This is a genomic window from Dictyobacter vulcani (assembly GCF_008974265.1).
Lineage (GTDB): Bacteria > Chloroflexota > Ktedonobacteria > Ktedonobacterales > Ktedonobacteraceae > Dictyobacter > Dictyobacter vulcani.
In genome coordinates this window covers 3,094,022-3,110,566 of sequence record NZ_BKZW01000001.1, presented here as the reverse complement: position 1 = coordinate 3,110,566, position 16,545 = coordinate 3,094,022, and the positions used below count along the sequence as shown (strand labels likewise).

The window sequence follows — 16,545 nt, the reverse complement described above, 5'->3', positions numbered from 1 at the left end:
ACCGATGTCACAATTCTTTGTTGTCATGCATCTACATTAGTGTAGACGGAATTCTCAGTAGAGAAAAGACTTCTACATATGTGAAAAGAGTTGTATGTGGATACGATGCCTGCAGCGCAAGCTGTCGAAGTGCTCATTCATGAATATTATAAACTGGTGTTCCATACGATCTATGGTCTGACCAATAACTGGGAAGAGAGCCAGGATCTTACGCAGGATACCTTCCATCAGGCATTAAAAGGGATTGATGCCGCGCGAGCCAGTAGCGGTGGCCACTTTCATGCCAAAGCCTGGCTATTACGTATTGCCCTGAATACTGTGCGTATGCAAAAGAGAAGACGAGCGTTATTTAGCTTTATACCTTTCTCTACTATGCAGGATCGGCGTCAGGTGGAAGGCAAAGAGCAGACGAGAGCCAGCGATGAAATTGTTCATGAACAGGCCGCCCCGGTGCAACCCGGTGGTTATGGCAGTAGCGGCAACGAGGATCCTGCTGAAACGGTCGCGGAACAGGAGATGGTGCAACGCACGATGGCACAACTACCAGAAGCGCTACGTGTCTGCCTCTTGCTCTCAATTGTAGGAGGACTCTCTACAGCGCAGATTGCAAGCCTGCTGGATGTGAAGGAAGCAGCCGTACGGCAACGCCTGGCAAGGGCCCGCAAGCAGTTCCAGCAACTCTACACACAGGAGAGTGGCGAAGAGTTAGTCGATACGGTCCCACCGCATTCCACTGGCTCAATAACACAGGCTGATGGTTCAGATCGCAACCAGCGAAGAGCGCAGCCTGATCGGCATCAACGCTTATCCCTGGGCAGTAAAACACCATCAATAGGGAGTGGCTATGTATAACGACTCAATCGAGACCTTGCTGCTACGCCACTATGGTTCAAATGCGCCAGAACCAGAAGGTCTGGAGCAACGCCTGAGCGCTTCAGTACAGCGGAAAGCGGCGGAGGCACATCAGCAGCAGGTACGGGTCAGACACGTAAGCGAGCAACGCATCAGTCGCCGCCGTGTCATACAACTGGTCGCATTAAGCTCAGCTGGTCTGGGTCTCTTGGGCTCAGGGGTCGCCAGCATCGAGGGTATCCTGGGCACCCAGGATGGACAGCGCCCGGCATATTCCTGATAGTTTGATTGTTATTTATTACAGGATAGTACACATTGCCTGATCCTTTGTTTGTTTGAGGGCACTGGTTATGCCGTTCAATCGTGTGAGCGCAGCTAGCCGCGTGTGAGCGGCGTTCACGATTGCTTTTTAATAGTTAGCTATAAGACACACGACGTTTTTTACTGTGCTACGTAGTCGTAAGCACAACAGCAGGAAAGGATATTACTATCATGGGACTTCTAGGTGGACACGGCTTAGAGCTGATTATCGTTCTCGTCGTTGCCCTGCTTGTCTTCGGGCCAAAGAAACTGCCTGAGATGGGTTCAGCCATCGGTAAAAGTATCAAAGAATTCAAAAATGGCGTTAACGAAATTAGCAAGCCAAAAGATGATGAAGCAGAGCCCAACTCCCAGCACGCAGCCACCGAGTCAGCACGTCTGGAGTTAGAAGCCATTGAGCGTGAACTGGCCGCGAAAAAAGCTGCGCTGGCCGCTCAGGAAGCTGCACAGCCCGAGGTAAAAGCCACTCCAACCGTCGACTAATGAAAACTGCTGACACTAGTATAGGGGGATCTTATGGCTACCAGTGATCTCGATCAGCAGGGCCTGTTACAGCCAGGAGGATTCGATAACTCATCGAATGATAACAATGAGGATGAGAATGACCCTTCTGCCATGTCACTGATAGATCATCTTGAAGAGCTCCGCTGGCGCATCTTTAAATGTTTGATCGCAGTGGCAGTCGGTGTGGTCATTGCCTTTATCTTCCGTGACTGGCTGATCCATATATTGGACGCCCCATTACCACTTTCGGCCAATAGTATCGGTGGAAAAGAAGGCCATAAACTGGTGATGACGGGTCTGGGAGAAGCCTTCACGGTTGCAATCAAGCTCTCGATCGTCTTTGGCCTGGTCTTCGCTCTGCCAGTCATTCTGTATCAACTCTGGGCGTTCATTTCACCAGGTCTCTATGATAAAGAGAAAAAGCATGCAGTCCCTTTCATTGTACTGGGATTACTACTTTTCGTCATAGGAGTGACTCTTGGCTACTTTATCCTACAGTTTCCGGTCAGTTTCCTGATTAACTTCGGGGCGGAAAACTTTACCGAACTGATATCGGCCAATAGCTACTTCTCATTTGTATCGTTTTTCTTGCTCCTGTTTGGAGCTGTCTTTGAGCTACCCTTGGTGCTGACATTCCTGGCATTAATTGGTATTGTAACCGAGCATTTCTTAAAGGATAAACGCGCCATGGCCCATGTAGGACTCTGGGCGGCGGCAACCATTGTCACCCCCGGTGGCGATCTGTATAGCCCGATTTTTATCGGTGTCGCGTTATCCTTGCTGTATGAATTCAGCATCCTGCTCATTCACTTCGCCGTGAAAAAAGATCCTGCTGAAACGATCGCATAATTAAAACAAAAAAGTACCGCCTTCCCTGAATACGGGAGGGCGGTACTTTTTTATCTGGCATCAGGAGGTGATTTCCAGGGATTCACTATTTGAGGAGCCAGCTTGATATTCTTGCCAGCGCCCATGGCCAAAGCGTTCCCAGATCAGGATCAGGGCCAGCGAGTAGAGGATGGTGGTGCTGATAAAGACGATCAGGTAACCGGTACGCGCGATGAGCACTCCACCCAATGAGGCACCCAATGCCCACATGATCTGATAGGCCGCCTGATAACTACTATTAGCCAGACCACGATGCTGCGCTGGCACAACCTCCATCGAAAAAACCTGGAGCAGACCCTGGGACATATCCATCAGTCCCTGCCGCAAGGGATACAGGGTGGCCGCCAGCGGCAGAGAGTTGGTCATGCCAATCAGCAGCATCACTGGCAAACTTAACACACGCGGTACAACCAGGGCAGCCACCTTACCGATGCGTAGGATGAGCCAGGGGGCGAGCAATGTTAGCAGTGCGTTCAATGTATTAGCTGCCGCGTCGATGGCCCCAAATAAGGCTGAGGTGGCTCCTAGATGCTGTACAAAATAGACATTAAAGTATGGCAGCAATAAACCTGCTCCCGTCCCAATCAAAATCTGTACCATAATCATCACAGTCAATGGATTGCGCAGCAGGGTACGCAGTGGCAACTTCCTCCATTCAGCCAGCATCGACAGACGCACACGCAATCCACCAGGAGAATCTGGTGCTTGATCAGTTTGAGTTACAGGCCCTGGCCGATCGTTGCTTAAGAGAAAAAGAGGAATAAAGCTGGGAAGCGCAATCATTCCTGCCAGCAGAAGCGACAGTTGATATGAGCGAGCCTGTATCTGGGGAGCCAGGGCCCAATGAAGCCATCCTGGCAGAGGAGCCATAAGCCATGGGACTGCGCGAAACCATAATGGTAAGATTCCACCCAGTGCTTCACCCACAACGGTAGTCACCAATAGCAGGACAATGTTTAAGCTGAAAAGATGCGGACGTTCCTCATCAGTACTGTTGCGTGCAAGAAAGGGAGCATTAACCACAATCACACAAGCGCCACCCAGACCAGCAATAAATGCGCTCGCCAGCAAGAAAAATGGCGTACGTATCACGATCTGGCCCGCACCCGCGATCCCTACCAGCACACTCCCCCAGATCAATACAGCTTTACTACCAAAACGATCGACACATAATCCAGCAGGAAAAATAGCCAGGCCTCCACCAATAGTGCCAACAAATAAGACCAGTCCAATAAAATCGGTGTGATAGCCGAGCGCCACCAGATACAGATTATAGAGTACCTGGAGGATACCAACTGTCACACCACTTAAAGCATTGCTGAGAAGATATAAACGGGCGTTCCGTTGGAAACGCCCGTATTGTTGCAGGTATGATCGAAAAAGCGCCATATGGTCACTGACCACGCATTACTTGTTGCGGAGGTACCTCACGGCGAGGTGCCAGTTTATCCAGCACTTCTGGCCGCTCATCCACCAGTTCACGATAACTAGGGCTGGCAAATTGCCGGCCTTCCTGATCTACCATGGGTTCGCTGGTTTTCTCTCTATACATCAAGCCAGGCAAAAAGAAGGCTTTGGCGATCGTTTTAGCCTGCAAAGTACGGGATCGAACCTCGATAACCGCATTGGTGACCCGGTCGGAAACCTCTTCCACTTTATGCTCAACATCATTGAGGCGCTGTGGAACCTGACCGGCGATACGTGCCACCGGTTGCTCATTGTCCGCAGGAACAACGCCGCGCTCCGCTGCATGGGCAGAGGTATTAATACTCTCCACATAAGGACGCAGCATTTTGATTAACTGCACCTTTTCTTCCAACCAGGAAGTTGCAAAAGCTGTGAGCAGATTAAAGACTACGGTCACGAGAACAAAAATCAGGACAAACAAACAAATGATCATCGCTGCAATCTGGCCAGCCCCGGCCAGGATCGCATTATCAGCTATTACTAGTGCTGCCATTTTTATTCATCCCTTCCATCAACTGCCGCATTTGCCGCAGCCATCGCCTCCATCTGCTGTTTACGACGCTCATCGGCCCGGCTTCTGACTTTACCTTTGCCCAGGAATACGCGTCCCATCTCTTGAGCCGCCATCACACCTGCCACAGCCCGTACGCCAGGTCCCAGAGCTAATTCAGAAGTAAATTTGGTCGCCGTACCAATGGTAGATACGGTATTGCCTGCGGTCTTCGCTGTATTCTTCACAATACCCAGGGTCTCGTTGAGCGATCCCAGCAGGGGCTTCATCTCATCTTGCACCGTTTTGATGGTGCGATACAGTTTATAAACAGAGTATAATTGATAAAGAGTACCAGCCACCAATAAGAGTGCCAGCACAATCAGAACTACATACAATAGCTCGAGTAATTTACCAAAGATGGCAGCCAGTGTCACACCACCTACCAGCACAATTGCCACCACCACACCGACAATGATAGCGTACCGTTTTGCCTTTTGCATAAAGTGCCTCCGAATACAATACTAAATTAATGCTGTTCCATTATAGCGCACGAGCATGAATACTTGTGGTAATAAAATTTCTCACTCATCCAGGGCAACTGAAAGTGGCTGCGATGAGAACAAGAGTATAAACATAGTATGAGACGCAGCCCATGCACCGGACGAGGCATTCCAATATACCTTTATCTTTTTAATACGCAAAAACAGACCCATTCGACGAGAAGGCGGGTAGAATTGGGAAGAACACTTCCTTAGAAAATTCAGTTGTACATGAAAGAATGCTGAGACTTTTCAAGATAGTCTTGTTATTTTTGGACTTTAGGAGTATCTTCCAGAACAGTGATGGTAATAAGCCTGAATAGAATAGGCTTGAAATAAACTCACCAATTCTACAAGCTATTACGTAATAGATACAGCAGAGTAATGAAGCAGGACATTCTGGTATCATCAATTATTATAAAAAAAGCGCTAAAAGGAGAGGTCAATGGACCTTATATTCGCAGATCTCGTCATTTTTACCTATGGTTGGCACGGCATTCACTTTACTTTGAGTGTTGGTCAGTTGCTGTGTTGGGGTATGGCGATCGTAATAGGTATCTGCGCACGGCTGATTTTTGGTCGCCGGGTGGCGTTTGGGATTTTCGGTACAATTGTGGTTGCCTTGATCGGCATCTGGTGTGCCACTGATGTCATTTTAATTAATGTTCCTCAGGATATTCTCATCTATGATGTGCCGATTTTTAAAGCCATCGCTGGAGCAGTGATTTTTGAGGTTCTCTGGTATCTGATCGCCTACCGTAGTTACCGCCTCTGGTCACGTCGTCGCCGTCTCTATGCACAGGCGACACCAACGCAGGAACAATAAAATCCCTGCCAGCCTTCGCTTTTATATGTGGTGCTTGTAACCATCAGGGGTCCAGAATAAGTGCCACATATAAAACCCATCAAGAACACAGGTGAGCAGCTTTTTTCGTGCTCACCTATCGCTGCCTCCTCCGTTTGACCTCATGTGTGATATAATAGCGACGGCTTGTTTCTGTTCCTATTTTTTCACTTTACTGAGGCTTCGTTTGTGGATACCACTTTTTTTACCTTTACCATCAGCGCATTTGTGACCTTTTTTACCGTTATTGATCCCGTTGGGTTGGCCCCTGTTGTGGTTGGACTCACCTCTCATTTTACGAATGCACAACGCAATGCCATCGTTGCACGAGCAACGTTCATCAGCGCGGGTATTATTCTTTTCTTTGCACTTGTAGGACGCTTTCTCTTAGATCGGTTAGGCATCGAGTTGTATGCCTTTAATATTGCTGGTGGAGCATTGCTCTTCCTGGTTGCAGTAGACATGCTCTTTGGACGTCAGTCAGGAACACGCGAAACCAAGGCTGAGGAAGAAGAGGCGATGACGCGTGAAGATATCAGCGTTTTCCCATTAGCGATTCCTATGATCGCGGGTCCGGGTACCATTGCAACCACGATTCTCTATGTTGGGCAGGCCACGCCTCATCCAATGAACCTCTTCGCAGTAGCCGCCGCTATTATCAGCGCGCTTTTCCTGGCCTGGCTAGCTATGCGTAGCTGCACCTGGATCATCAAGCGGGTCGGAAAAACAGGAATCCTGGTTCTATCGCGTATTTTAGGTATTCTACTCGCGGCCCTGGCGATTCAATTTATGCTCAATGGCATCGCTACCTATATCCAATCTGTCGGCTTCATCAAATAATGATCATATATGGATTGTTAATCTAGAGCATATACTTGCGACCTTCTTCATGCTAGTACGTAATATATACAAAGAATCAGAACATGGCAGCATTCCGATCGGATCCAGTAGCTGAATCCGATCGGGATAACATGTCACTATCTGTCAAAGTTCATGCGAGCAGCAGGGGTGCAGGGGATGCAATCCCCATAGGTGCGAACGTAAGCAGTACTTGAACAATTGAATCAACGAAAAAGACCTCAAGCCGATGCCAGATAGAGCGTCTGGGCTAGTTGCGTGACCACTTCAGATTCCTGATGCACACGGTTTTGCGGATGATACCGCACGACCGGCTGCATCTGGGAGAGTGACGCTTGGATGTGCGACCAGGTCCAGGTACCCAGGATCATCGTGTGCAGGCTTTGAGCAAAGACGGCACACAGCGCCCAGGTACTCATCGGCCCCGCCACGCGCCCTCTCGCTTGCTCATGCAACTCGCGGCGTGCCTGGCTCACCTGCCGCTCCAAGAGGATCCAGCCGACCAGCATGGCTGCAAGTACCGCTTGATTACTTTGCAAATCATCACTGCGTAAGCGGTGTAAACGCACCAATTGCTTGATGCGCTTGAAGAGCAGTTCGATCTGCCAACGCGCCCGATAGAGCAACAGGATTTGCTCGGCTGACCAATGATCCGCTGACAGCGAGGTAAGTACCACCAACCAATCGGCGATCTGAATCGTCAATGCCTGGTTGGTGCGCCCATTCTTGCGGGCCTTCTCCTTTCGCTTGCTGTGCGCTCGCTTGGCTGCTTCTGGACTCAGATGAACGGCCACTAGACGCATCGGCTGCTGACGGCCACGCACCTGGAACACGACGTTGGCTTCTCCCTTGCCCGTTGGCTCCACGTGGGTCAACCAGCCAGAGAGATCAAACGGCGTCTGAGCATCGGCCTCAAGTAAGGGCATCGAGGACCAATGCAATCGGGTCACGACCTCAACGCCCTCATCGAGTTGATCGAGGATTGCTTGTCGACGACAGTAGGCACAATCCCCGACCACGATGTCTCCGCGTTGTCCATGAAAGTGCTTGAGCCCTTCGCCCACATGGTGATCCGTCAGCACGACCTGGTCGAGCCGTTTGCTCAGCAGTTCATAACTGCAGTGCAATCGGCGACTTTCGCCCGAGCGCTTCCAGGTGCGCAGATGGGTAGCATCCACCAGACGGATGCATCCGGTGAAGCCCGCAGGCAGATCCAGAGCCTTTTCTGGCTCGCTCGATCCCACCAGGGTTTGTACGATCGAGAGCAACCAATCTGAGGACTGATGCGTCCGTTTGGCCCACGAGCGGTCTCCATTGGTGCTCAGTCTCGTGCTCACAGCCCAGGCAGCGAGCTCGCGGAACGAGCGGAAGCAAAAGACGTAGGCAAAGATGCCACGCAGCAAATCGGTTGGGCAACGCAACCCATTGGAGCGTGTAAAGGCTTGATGGGTAAAGGCTTGTTCATTGACATCTGGTGGTAAGAGCGCAAGGATTTCTTGCCATCCAGCATCATTGATCTGGCCCAGGGCTTGCTCTGTGAGACATTTTTGCGTATGATGAGGTCGGCTTGACATGGTGTTTCTCCTTCGTCACGTTTTGGTTTTTTGTAACGATACCAGAGAAAGACCGTGTTTGGCCTCTTTTTTCGTTGTTCAAGTACTATTGTGCTTACGTTCGCACCTATGGGATGCAATCCCCTGACTGGGTTCCAGGGCTGTGCCCTGGCCTCCCCACTCTCTCGCCCGCGTAGCGGGCGAACCTTGCCAATGTAGCATGTCAGAGCCAGATACAGAGAAAAGGTAGAAGGTCGTATGAGAAATAATGCGAGGTATGCGTGAACAGTCCTCAAAGCGTTGATGGAGTAGCCACGCGTACAATGCACGCCAGATTAAGCTATCAGGACGCTTTATCCTCTTATCGCACACGCGCTTATCTCAACCGCATCTCCTGGGGCACCTGGATCATTACCCTCTGCTCAACGCTGTTCTGGTGTTTTACTGCCTGCCAGGTCGCTCAAGCAACGGGCGCGCATAGCGTTTCGGCGATCATCAATCATATACTTAATAACGCGATTGATACGCAGGCCAGCAGCGACACTGCATTAACAGATGTGTTGATTCGCTATGGGGCCAAAGACAATACCCTCATCCTGCAGGGACAATACTGGCGCTTGCTAACGCCACTTTTCTTGCATGCCAATCTCCTGCATATTGGACTCAATATGCTCAATCTGGTGATCCTGGGAACGTTTTTGGAGCGCCTGTTTGGTCATCTGCGTTTCTTATTCATTTACCTGCTCACTGGCATTATCAGTATTGTCGCGAGCTTTGTGTTTGCTCCCGATGTTATCAGTGTGGGCGCATCCGGAGCCATCTTTGGCTTAGTGGGGGCCTACAGTCTCTTTGTGGTTGTCCATCGCCGGGCCTTGCCACGCGGTGGCTTGCTGGCATTGCTCTGGCTGGTTTTTATCGTCGGACTGAACCTGGGTGCTGGCTTTGTGATTGCGAATGTGGATAACTATGCTCATCTGGGCGGTTTGCTCAGTGGTTGTATACTGGGCTGGTGGTTTACTCCTCTTTATCGACCCACAAAGGAACAAGCCCTGATTGATACGCATCGACTGGCTCATCGCTGGCCCTTGGCACTCTTGACAATTTTAGGTACACTACTACTGGTTATTTTAGCTTTACAATTAGGAAACTAAGCGTCGGGCGCAAAGCGTCTTTTGCGTGGACGATCGCAATATTGGGAGGAAATCTCGTGGAAGCTCAAACGGAACTCCAAAACTATCTAGAACAGGGCCGAGAAGCATTGGCCCAGGGAAAAGGCAGAGAAGCTGCGATCGCCTACGCCCATGGTGCGCAACTTGAAACTGAAAATCCACAGGTCCACTTAGGATTGGCCGAGGCGAATCTGGCGCTGGGCAACTATGGCGTGGTGCAGATGGCGTGCCGCCGTGTGCAGGAACTTCAGACCAACGGTGGCACCGAAGGCTGGACGGCTCAGTCACTCCTTGAATTGCTGGAGCGACGCTATGACCGGGCACTGCAGAGTGTGGACAAAGCCATCGAAAGCGATCCTGGCGTGGGATATCTGCATGCGCTCCGCTCGTATCTACTCCGTGCCAACGGACAGGATTATGACGCCAATCTGGCCCGCGCCCGCGCTACACGCCTCTCCTATGGTGGTCGCTATGAAAATTGCTTCCCTGCCCTGGAGAACAAGAGTGCAGCGGCTGAAAAGGTGGCCAGCGCAGCTACCACGGCAGATGTGACCGCACCAGCCAGCAAACCACGGGCTGAACGTGAAACATCATCAGGCTGGTCACAATCCAATCCCATGCAGCGTCAGATGGTACGGACACGCTTCGCCCTGAGCCGCTATCCAAACATTGTCACCATTAGCCTGATTATCATCAATATTCTGGTCTATATCTTGATGATGAGCAATCCTGCAGTTTTTAACTTTGGGGTTCAGGATAATGCACGCATTATCAATAATGGAGAATACTGGCGTCTCTTTACCGGTATGTTCCTGCATGATCCAAATAGTATCTACCATATTGCCCTGAATATGTTTTCTCTCTACTTTGTTGGTCAGGGTGTTGAAATCATTTATGGGAAATGGCGCTACCTGGTTATCTACCTGGCATCGGGAATCATCGGTGGACTCGCCTTTCTGTTGCTCAGTCCTGACGGTAGCGCGGTTGGAGCCTCGGGTGCCATCTTTGGTATCTTTGGCGCGATCGGTATCTTCTACCTGGTCAATCGCCGGGCCCTGGGCCGTGCGGGTACGGGCGCGATTGGACAATGGATGTTCTGGCTGGCGCTCAACTTGCTCTTTGGCTTTGCCCCGGGTTCGAATATCGCCGTATGGGCCCACATTGGTGGTCTGATCGGTGGTATGATCCTGGCATTTCTCCTCATGCCTCGCGCACGCCGTGGTCGCATGTTCTTCTAAAACTCAGTCAAAGTTGATGCGAAAAGCAGGGGTTCTGGGGATGCAATCCCCGGACTGGGTTCCAGGGCTGTGCCCTGGTCTCCCCCCTCTCTCGCCCGCTACGCGGGCGAAGCTTGCCAATGGAGCCTGACAGAGTACTAGTGCTATTTTTCTTGAAATAATAGAAAAAGTAAGAAGCAAGCAGTTGTAATGCTGCTTGCTTCTTGTTGTATTGATTACACTAAAAGTAGGGAGTCCGGCTTGCAATCTCGCTGTGACCCGGCTGAGTCACATTAGTCCTATCAATGTACCGTTACTATCACCACGGCACAAAGACAGGGTGATCCTATCCATGCCCTTTACCCCCCTGCCTGACTCCCTATCTTCATTATTTATCGCGTTCGGACTTACGAATAATGCGCATGGCTTCTTCGACTGCTGAGTTAGAGAAATCAGGCCTGTGGACATCTACGTCATCTGCCTCATCCGGCTGAAAAATCCCTAACTGGTCCTTCTCAGGCAGCATTTCCGCAATCTCGTCCTCAGAAACATCGGTCATTTCCTCATACGCGATCTCAGCTCCATCTTCAAGATCGTCAAGGATCGCGTTCAAATCGCTGATACCACGAAAGGTTGCCTGCACTTTTTTGCCATCAACATTTTCATACGTATCATTTAATCTCTGCCCTTTAGCTAAAGCCTTGGTATAGGCCTCTTCGGGAGAATCGGCCCGGATCAACACAAGGTTGTTATGGACAATATTCTCGTTGTCTCCCTCAACCTTAATCTCCTCGACTAACTCTGCGAGATACCATTTAACATTATCTGGAATATACGCCATCACTTCAATCGTGCGGGTACCCCTGCCTTCAGGCATTGAGAGGAAGCACGCCTCCTTTTGTTGTTCCTTGTGTGTCGTCCTTTGTGGAAGACCGTTTTTGGTGGGAACGGTCAAACCCCACTGGTTTCCCAGGTAAAGTGTGCCTCGACGATGATACCGGCCTGCACATCTTCTCAGCACGGCCTCGAACCCCGTCTGACTGATTAACTGAGAAGTTCTAGAGCAACGCGCTGGCAAGCACGCGTTGGTAGGTTCTTTGACACCTCCGGTATCGTAGCCCGATGGATGCAAGCACCCCTGGCTGGGTCTGGTCAGGTCCGGACCTGGAGAAGACGGGCAGCAATCACCCCATCTCCAAGCCCCCGCCGCAGAGGCGTGGGGTACCTGACGAGGAAGCTCCTCTCTCTGTCCACACCTGTGGGTTCCTGAGCATTTTAACATGTGCAAAAAAATATGTATAGACAAGAGCTCATAACAATCCAGTCAAAAGCCACCACCAACACCACTCACGCAACTAAATGCTCTACAATAAGTTAAGTATAATCTTCAGCGATCAGTCCTGCGACGATCTTGCCTGATAACATGACCAGCGGGACGCCTCCGCCGGGATGGGTACTTCCACCAACAAAGTAGAGTCCTTGTAGATCTGATGCGCGGTTAGCAGGCCGGGTAAAGGGTGCCATACGTGCATTCGAGGATAGGCCATAAATAGAGCCAGCATTCGCGCCATACTTGCGTTGAAAATCCTCTGGTGTCAGTATGTGTTCACAGACGAGTTGTTCACGGATATCATGCAAATCGATCTGTGGATAGCTGGCCAATACATCCAATACCAAATCACGATACTGTGGAGCCTCTTGCTGCCAGTTAGAGGTCTCGGTGAGATATGGTGCGTTGACCAGCACAAACAGGTTCTCATGTCCCGCGGGTGCCTGACTGGGATCAGTACGGGTGGTAGCACAAACATACACGGTTGGCTTACGCTGCGGTACTTTACGTTCAAAGAGATCCTGGAACTCGGCCTGATAGTCATCAGAAAAAAAGATGTTATGATGGGCGAGCTCTGGATACTGACGTTTCGTGCCCAGCAACAGCACAAAGCCGGAACTGGATGGCTCTAGCTGCTCCAGTTTTCTGGTCTGTCGCGCCTGTCCGCTTGATGGTGAGAGGAGTTCACGATAGGTCGTGACCACATCGCTATTGGCTACAACCAGATCACTGCGGAGCACGCGACCATCAGCCAGGACCACGCCACGGGCTTGCCCATGTTCAACCAGGATGCGCCGCACCTCACAATCAGTCTCAATCTGCACACCCAGTTCTCTGGCAACTTTTTCCAGAGCCCGGGCCAGTTCATAGATACCACCACGAGGATACCAGCCACCATCCGCGAGCTCTACATAGGGGATAATACTATAGACGGATGCGACCTGATAAGGTGAGGATCCATTGTAGGTGGCGTAGCGTGCGAACAACTGGCGGATATGCTCATCTTCAAAGAAGGAGCGCACATGCTGATCCAGCGTTGTCGGCGCAAGCGCAGTCAACACTGCCTTGAGTCGTTCGGCTAATCCACTCTGTTCTGCATCAGTAGTGGTGGGATGACCTTCCAGCACAAAGCGTATAAAGGTCTGGAGTACCTCCAGCGGGCCACCAGGGCTGTTATAGAGAAATGGATCGGCGGAAGCTTCAAAAATCGTGCGTGCCTGCTTGAGGAAACGCCAGAAGGACTCACTATCGTGTCCATTGAAGCGCGCAAACTCCCGAGCAAGCTTTTCGTGGTCACGCCAGGCATGGAGAATAGCGCCATCGCGATAGAAATAACGACAGGTCTCATCCAATGGCTGCAGGTCCAGATAATCTTCGAGTCGGCGACCAGCGGTAGCAAATAATTCACGTAAGACGTAGGGCATGGTAATTAAAGAAGGACCAGTATCAAAGCTAAAGCCATCCAGCGCCAGGTGATTGAGCTTACCACCTACGCGTGGCTGACGCTCCAATATCGAGACCTGATGGCCCTGAGATGCCAGATGGATCGCCGCGGAGAGTCCACCGATGCCAGCACCAACTATCAGGATCTTTTTATATACAGACATAATCATACCTCGTTATAATATGCTAAAAGAAGATGTTATCACAGCCCCAGATGGGTAAGGAGACAGCTACATATGATCCCTGCGCAGAAGTTTTCGCCGGGCGATAAACTTGTCTGGTTATTAATCCATAGCTCGTTGCGTGGCCATTTCGATCGCGTATTCTTGCGCATTCGTGAGGAGCTCACCACAGAACAACGCCAGCTCCCGATTATTATTTGTGCCAATCACTCAAGCTGGTGGGATGGCTATGTGGCGGCGCTGGTTGAACGGCAGCTAAAACTCGATGGCTATTTGATGATGGAAGAGCCACAGCTCAAACGCTATTTTTTCTTTCGCTGGATCGGCTGCTTTTCCGTCAATCGCCAAAATCCTCGCTCGGCCCTCCAGACTCTGCACTATGCCGCCCGACTCCTGAAGAAACGGCCGGGACGCATGGTCTGGCTCTTTCCACAGGGAGAGATTGCCCCCAATGACTATCGCCCGCTCGTCTTTTTCAGCGGAGCCGCCCATATCGCCAAACTGGCCGCGCCAGCCCTGCTCTATCCGGCCGCGATCCGCATCGAATATCTGGCAGAGCAACGACCAGATCTCTATATCAGTCTGGGGAAACCGCTGCTGGTCAGTCAGGAAGATATCCGGACACGTGGCTTTCTCAAACAGTACACGCAATGTCTACAGGAAAAAGTCACCGCAGAACTCGATGCATTACGCCAGGATGTTATTCAAGGTCAGACTGAAAAATTTACCCGGATCTTACGCGGGCGCTCATCAACGAATAGATTGTTTGATGCGGCACTCTTACGCAAACAAATTCAGCATCAATAGAGGTTGAGCATGCTCTCGTTTGAACACATCGGTCCTATTTTTTCTCAAGCCATAGCAGCTATTTTAGCGATTATACTCTTTATCCTGTTAAGCAATTTCTTTATTTTACTGGTAAACCTGACAACCTTTGTCCGTCTACTCAGCAAAGATACAACTACCAATGCTGATCAAGCACCACTGGTATCAGTCTTAATTCCTGCGCGCAACGAAGCAGCCAATATCGAAATGTGCATACGTTCACTACTGAAGCAGCAGTATAGTCGGCTTGAGATTATTGTCCTGGATGATCAGAGTAGCGACCAGACAGCAAGCATTGTCAAACGCTTGATCAGCGAATTACCTGCTCAAACTACTCCGACCCTACGCTTAATATCAGGTCAGACCTTGCCTCAGGGCTGGATCGGCAAAAATTATGCCTGTCAGCAACTGGCTCAACAGGCACAGGGCACCTATATTCTCTTTACCGACGCCGATACCTTCCATCAACCAGGCATGGTCCGGTCTATAATCCAACAGATGGAGAAGTGGCAGGTACAATTACTCTCAGCACAACCTGAACAGATCCAGAAAAGCCTGGGCGAACAACTTATCGTACCTCTGCTCAACTTTACCATCCTGACCCTGCTACCGATCCCATTGATCCGCCTGCGTCCTGAACCCAGCCTGGCAACGGGTAATGGACAACTGCTCTGCTTTGAGCGCGAGGCCTATCAAGCGATTGGAGGCCATAGTACAGTGAAAGGAAAGATTCTAGAGGATGTACTATTAGCTCGTACAATCAAAGCGGCTGGCTATCGCATCGCGTATGCGGATGCTTTTGAGCTGACACAATGCCGCATGTATCATTCATTTGAGGAGGTCTGGTCAGGCTTCTCCAAGAATCTTTTTGCCTTTTATAACTACTCGCTCACCTTTGCTCTGGCTGCAATCCTGCTCAACCTGCTCCTCTTTGTAGCCCCGCTCTTCTTGTTACTGGGATGTATTGCCGAAGGCAGTTCGCCAATGACCATACTCGTAGCTCTGACGGCCACCTTACTACCTATACTCATGCGGATATGCCTGGCCCTACGCTTCACCCGTAGACAGAAAAGCCTGGCCCTGATCCTTAGCTTCCTGCACCCAATTTCCATTATACTGGAATGTCTGATCCTGCTAAACTCGATCCGCTGGCATTACCGCAAAAGCGGCACGACATGGAAAGGCAGGTATTATCCTGCCTAATCGTGGGCAAGCCACGAACCTACGATCAGGATGATGACAATGGCGCAGAGGGCACAGACTGCGCCCCAGTAATAACCATGGGTGAGGTCAACGAGACCAAACATGAAGAGGCTGCAGAGGAAAAGGACACCAGGGGCAAGCATTGCCAGACGTTCTACCTTTCCCATCTTCTGCACATTCTTCCAGACCACTTGTTCGCGCGGAGAAACCCTGAATGCGTTTCTCCTCTGCCGCAATACCACATGTACCAATCCGACTAACACGAATGCGACCACAAACCATGCCACAAAATTCTGCAACGGTACCCCGTAGTAGTCCAATGAACCTTGATGTAACCACTGCCAATACAACACCACATGGGCTGCTACAGGTTCAATCGCCAGATCCAGGAGTGTCGCCAGTATCGCGCCAGACAATGCTCCCCCTACATTCATTCCACGCTGATTAGAGGGTTGGCGTTTCACTATGCCATACCCACCAAATACGATCAGCACCCAGGCAAACATCACAGCCAGCGGGACACCGCCGGGCAGGCGTGGCAATAAGACCGGCGTATAGTGGTATATGCCGAAAGGAAAGCCGGTGTTGACTCCGAGAGTCTCCACCAGATAGGAGAGTACGATCACGCATGCTCCTGCATATAGGACGCGCACAGGAGCAGAGAAGAAGGTTGCAGCCAGCAACAGGATAGAGCCTTCGAGGAAAAGCAGAAAACTGCCCGCCCAGTCCAGAGAAAAGGGCGGTTTGACGTCAAAGGCAACACCAATTACCGCAAAGGGATAACAAAAGCAAAACAAGCCAACCAGCGCCAGAAATAGGATGCGCAGATAACTATGAGCAGTGCGATTCACAAGAGC

The 16,545-nt window shown here is 50.7% G+C and carries 17 protein-coding genes; 10 read left to right on the top strand and 7 right to left on the bottom strand.

What is annotated here, in order from left to right; all coding sequences use genetic code 11:
- The first annotated feature begins 105 nt into the window (after positions 1 to 105).
- The 4 genes from KDW_RS13115 to tatC all read left to right on the top strand — a co-directional run bounded on the left by KDW_RS13115 (position 106) and on the right by tatC (position 2,526).
- Positions 106 to 852 carry an RNA polymerase sigma factor gene (locus KDW_RS13115; protein WP_233097788.1) on the top strand — a complete coding sequence of 249 codons (747 nt, stop codon included), beginning with the start codon at positions 106 to 108 and terminating at the stop codon, positions 850 to 852.
- Positions 845 to 1,132 (top strand): hypothetical protein, encoded by a 288-nt coding sequence (locus KDW_RS13110; RefSeq protein WP_151756371.1) that lies wholly within the window; start codon positions 845 to 847, stop codon positions 1,130 to 1,132. Before KDW_RS13115 ends, KDW_RS13110 begins: the two co-directional genes overlap by 8 nt.
- 212 nt (positions 1,133 to 1,344) lie before the next feature.
- Positions 1,345 to 1,656 (top strand): Sec-independent protein translocase subunit TatA/TatB, encoded by a 312-nt coding sequence (locus KDW_RS34920; protein ID WP_151756370.1) that lies wholly within the window; start codon positions 1,345 to 1,347, stop codon positions 1,654 to 1,656.
- Between the two features lie 33 nt (positions 1,657 to 1,689).
- Positions 1,690 to 2,526, top strand: a complete 837-nt coding sequence (tatC, locus tag KDW_RS13100; RefSeq protein ID WP_151756369.1) for a twin-arginine translocase subunit TatC — start codon at positions 1,690 to 1,692, stop codon at positions 2,524 to 2,526.
- Positions 2,527 to 2,586: 60 nt separating this feature from the next.
- On the opposite strand, the gene KDW_RS13095 is transcribed toward tatC, so the two are convergent.
- Genes KDW_RS13095 through KDW_RS13085 form a run of 3 tightly spaced genes read right to left on the bottom strand, consistent with a single transcriptional unit; the run spans position 2,587 to position 5,025 of the window.
- Positions 2,587 to 3,954 (bottom strand): MFS transporter, encoded by a 1,368-nt coding sequence (locus tag KDW_RS13095; protein WP_151756368.1) that lies wholly within the window; start codon positions 3,952 to 3,954, stop codon positions 2,587 to 2,589.
- Positions 3,955 to 3,958: 4 nt separating this feature from the next.
- Complete coding sequence (locus KDW_RS13090) at positions 3,959 to 4,525, bottom strand: hypothetical protein (protein WP_151756367.1); 567 nt, start codon at positions 4,523 to 4,525, stop codon at positions 3,959 to 3,961.
- A 2-nt stretch (positions 4,526 to 4,527) separates the two neighbouring features.
- On the bottom strand, positions 4,528 to 5,025 hold the full coding sequence (locus KDW_RS13085; protein WP_151756366.1) for a hypothetical protein: 498 nt from the start codon (positions 5,023 to 5,025) through the stop codon (positions 4,528 to 4,530).
- A 484-nt stretch (positions 5,026 to 5,509) separates the two neighbouring features.
- Between KDW_RS13085 and KDW_RS13080 the strand changes: the two genes are divergently transcribed.
- Both KDW_RS13080 and KDW_RS13075 read left to right on the top strand, forming a co-directional pair.
- A complete protein-coding gene (locus KDW_RS13080) occupies positions 5,510 to 5,890 on the top strand; it encodes a hypothetical protein (protein ID WP_151756365.1) in 381 nt (126 codons plus the stop codon).
- A 207-nt stretch (positions 5,891 to 6,097) separates the two neighbouring features.
- The gene (locus tag KDW_RS13075) at positions 6,098 to 6,748 is read left to right on the top strand and encodes a MarC family protein (protein ID WP_151756364.1); all 651 of its coding nucleotides are present in this window, start codon (positions 6,098 to 6,100) and stop codon (positions 6,746 to 6,748) included.
- Positions 6,749 to 6,987: 239 nt separating this feature from the next.
- Here KDW_RS13075 and KDW_RS13070 read toward each other — a convergent pair whose 3' ends face one another.
- Complete coding sequence (locus tag KDW_RS13070; protein ID WP_151756115.1) at positions 6,988 to 8,340, bottom strand: transposase; 1,353 nt, start codon at positions 8,338 to 8,340, stop codon at positions 6,988 to 6,990.
- Positions 8,341 to 8,642: 302 nt separating this feature from the next.
- Between KDW_RS13070 and KDW_RS13065 the strand changes: the two genes are divergently transcribed.
- Both KDW_RS13065 and KDW_RS13060 read left to right on the top strand, forming a co-directional pair.
- Complete coding sequence (locus KDW_RS13065) at positions 8,643 to 9,470, top strand: rhomboid family intramembrane serine protease (protein ID WP_233097683.1); 828 nt, start codon at positions 8,643 to 8,645, stop codon at positions 9,468 to 9,470.
- A gap of 56 nt (positions 9,471 to 9,526) precedes the next feature.
- Complete coding sequence (locus KDW_RS13060; RefSeq protein WP_151756362.1) at positions 9,527 to 10,726, top strand: rhomboid family protein; 1,200 nt, start codon at positions 9,527 to 9,529, stop codon at positions 10,724 to 10,726.
- A 367-nt stretch (positions 10,727 to 11,093) separates the two neighbouring features.
- On the opposite strand, the gene KDW_RS31695 is transcribed toward KDW_RS13060, so the two are convergent.
- Positions 11,094 to 11,582 (bottom strand): DUF4288 domain-containing protein, encoded by a 489-nt coding sequence (locus KDW_RS31695; protein ID WP_162005196.1) that lies wholly within the window; start codon positions 11,580 to 11,582, stop codon positions 11,094 to 11,096.
- 497 nt (positions 11,583 to 12,079) lie between these two features.
- Positions 12,080 to 13,642: a phytoene desaturase family protein gene (locus KDW_RS13050; RefSeq protein ID WP_162005195.1), complete on the bottom strand. Its 1,563-nt coding sequence runs from the start codon at positions 13,640 to 13,642 to the stop codon at positions 12,080 to 12,082.
- A gap of 72 nt (positions 13,643 to 13,714) precedes the next feature.
- Here KDW_RS13050 and KDW_RS13045 point away from each other — a divergent pair, with 72 nt between their 5' ends.
- Both KDW_RS13045 and KDW_RS13040 read left to right on the top strand, forming a co-directional pair.
- A complete protein-coding gene (locus KDW_RS13045) occupies positions 13,715 to 14,467 on the top strand; it encodes a lysophospholipid acyltransferase family protein (RefSeq protein ID WP_151756359.1) in 753 nt (250 codons plus the stop codon).
- Positions 14,468 to 14,476: 9 nt separating this feature from the next.
- Positions 14,477 to 15,688, top strand: coding sequence for a glycosyltransferase family 2 protein (locus KDW_RS13040; RefSeq protein WP_151756358.1), 1,212 nt, complete (start codon positions 14,477 to 14,479; stop codon positions 15,686 to 15,688).
- Here the strand turns inward: KDW_RS13040 and KDW_RS13035 are convergent.
- The gene (locus KDW_RS13035; protein WP_151756357.1) at positions 15,685 to 16,539 is read right to left on the bottom strand and encodes a carotenoid biosynthesis protein; all 855 of its coding nucleotides are present in this window, start codon (positions 16,537 to 16,539) and stop codon (positions 15,685 to 15,687) included. The genes KDW_RS13040 and KDW_RS13035 overlap by 4 nt on opposite strands.
- Positions 16,540 to 16,545: the final 6 nt, after the last annotated feature.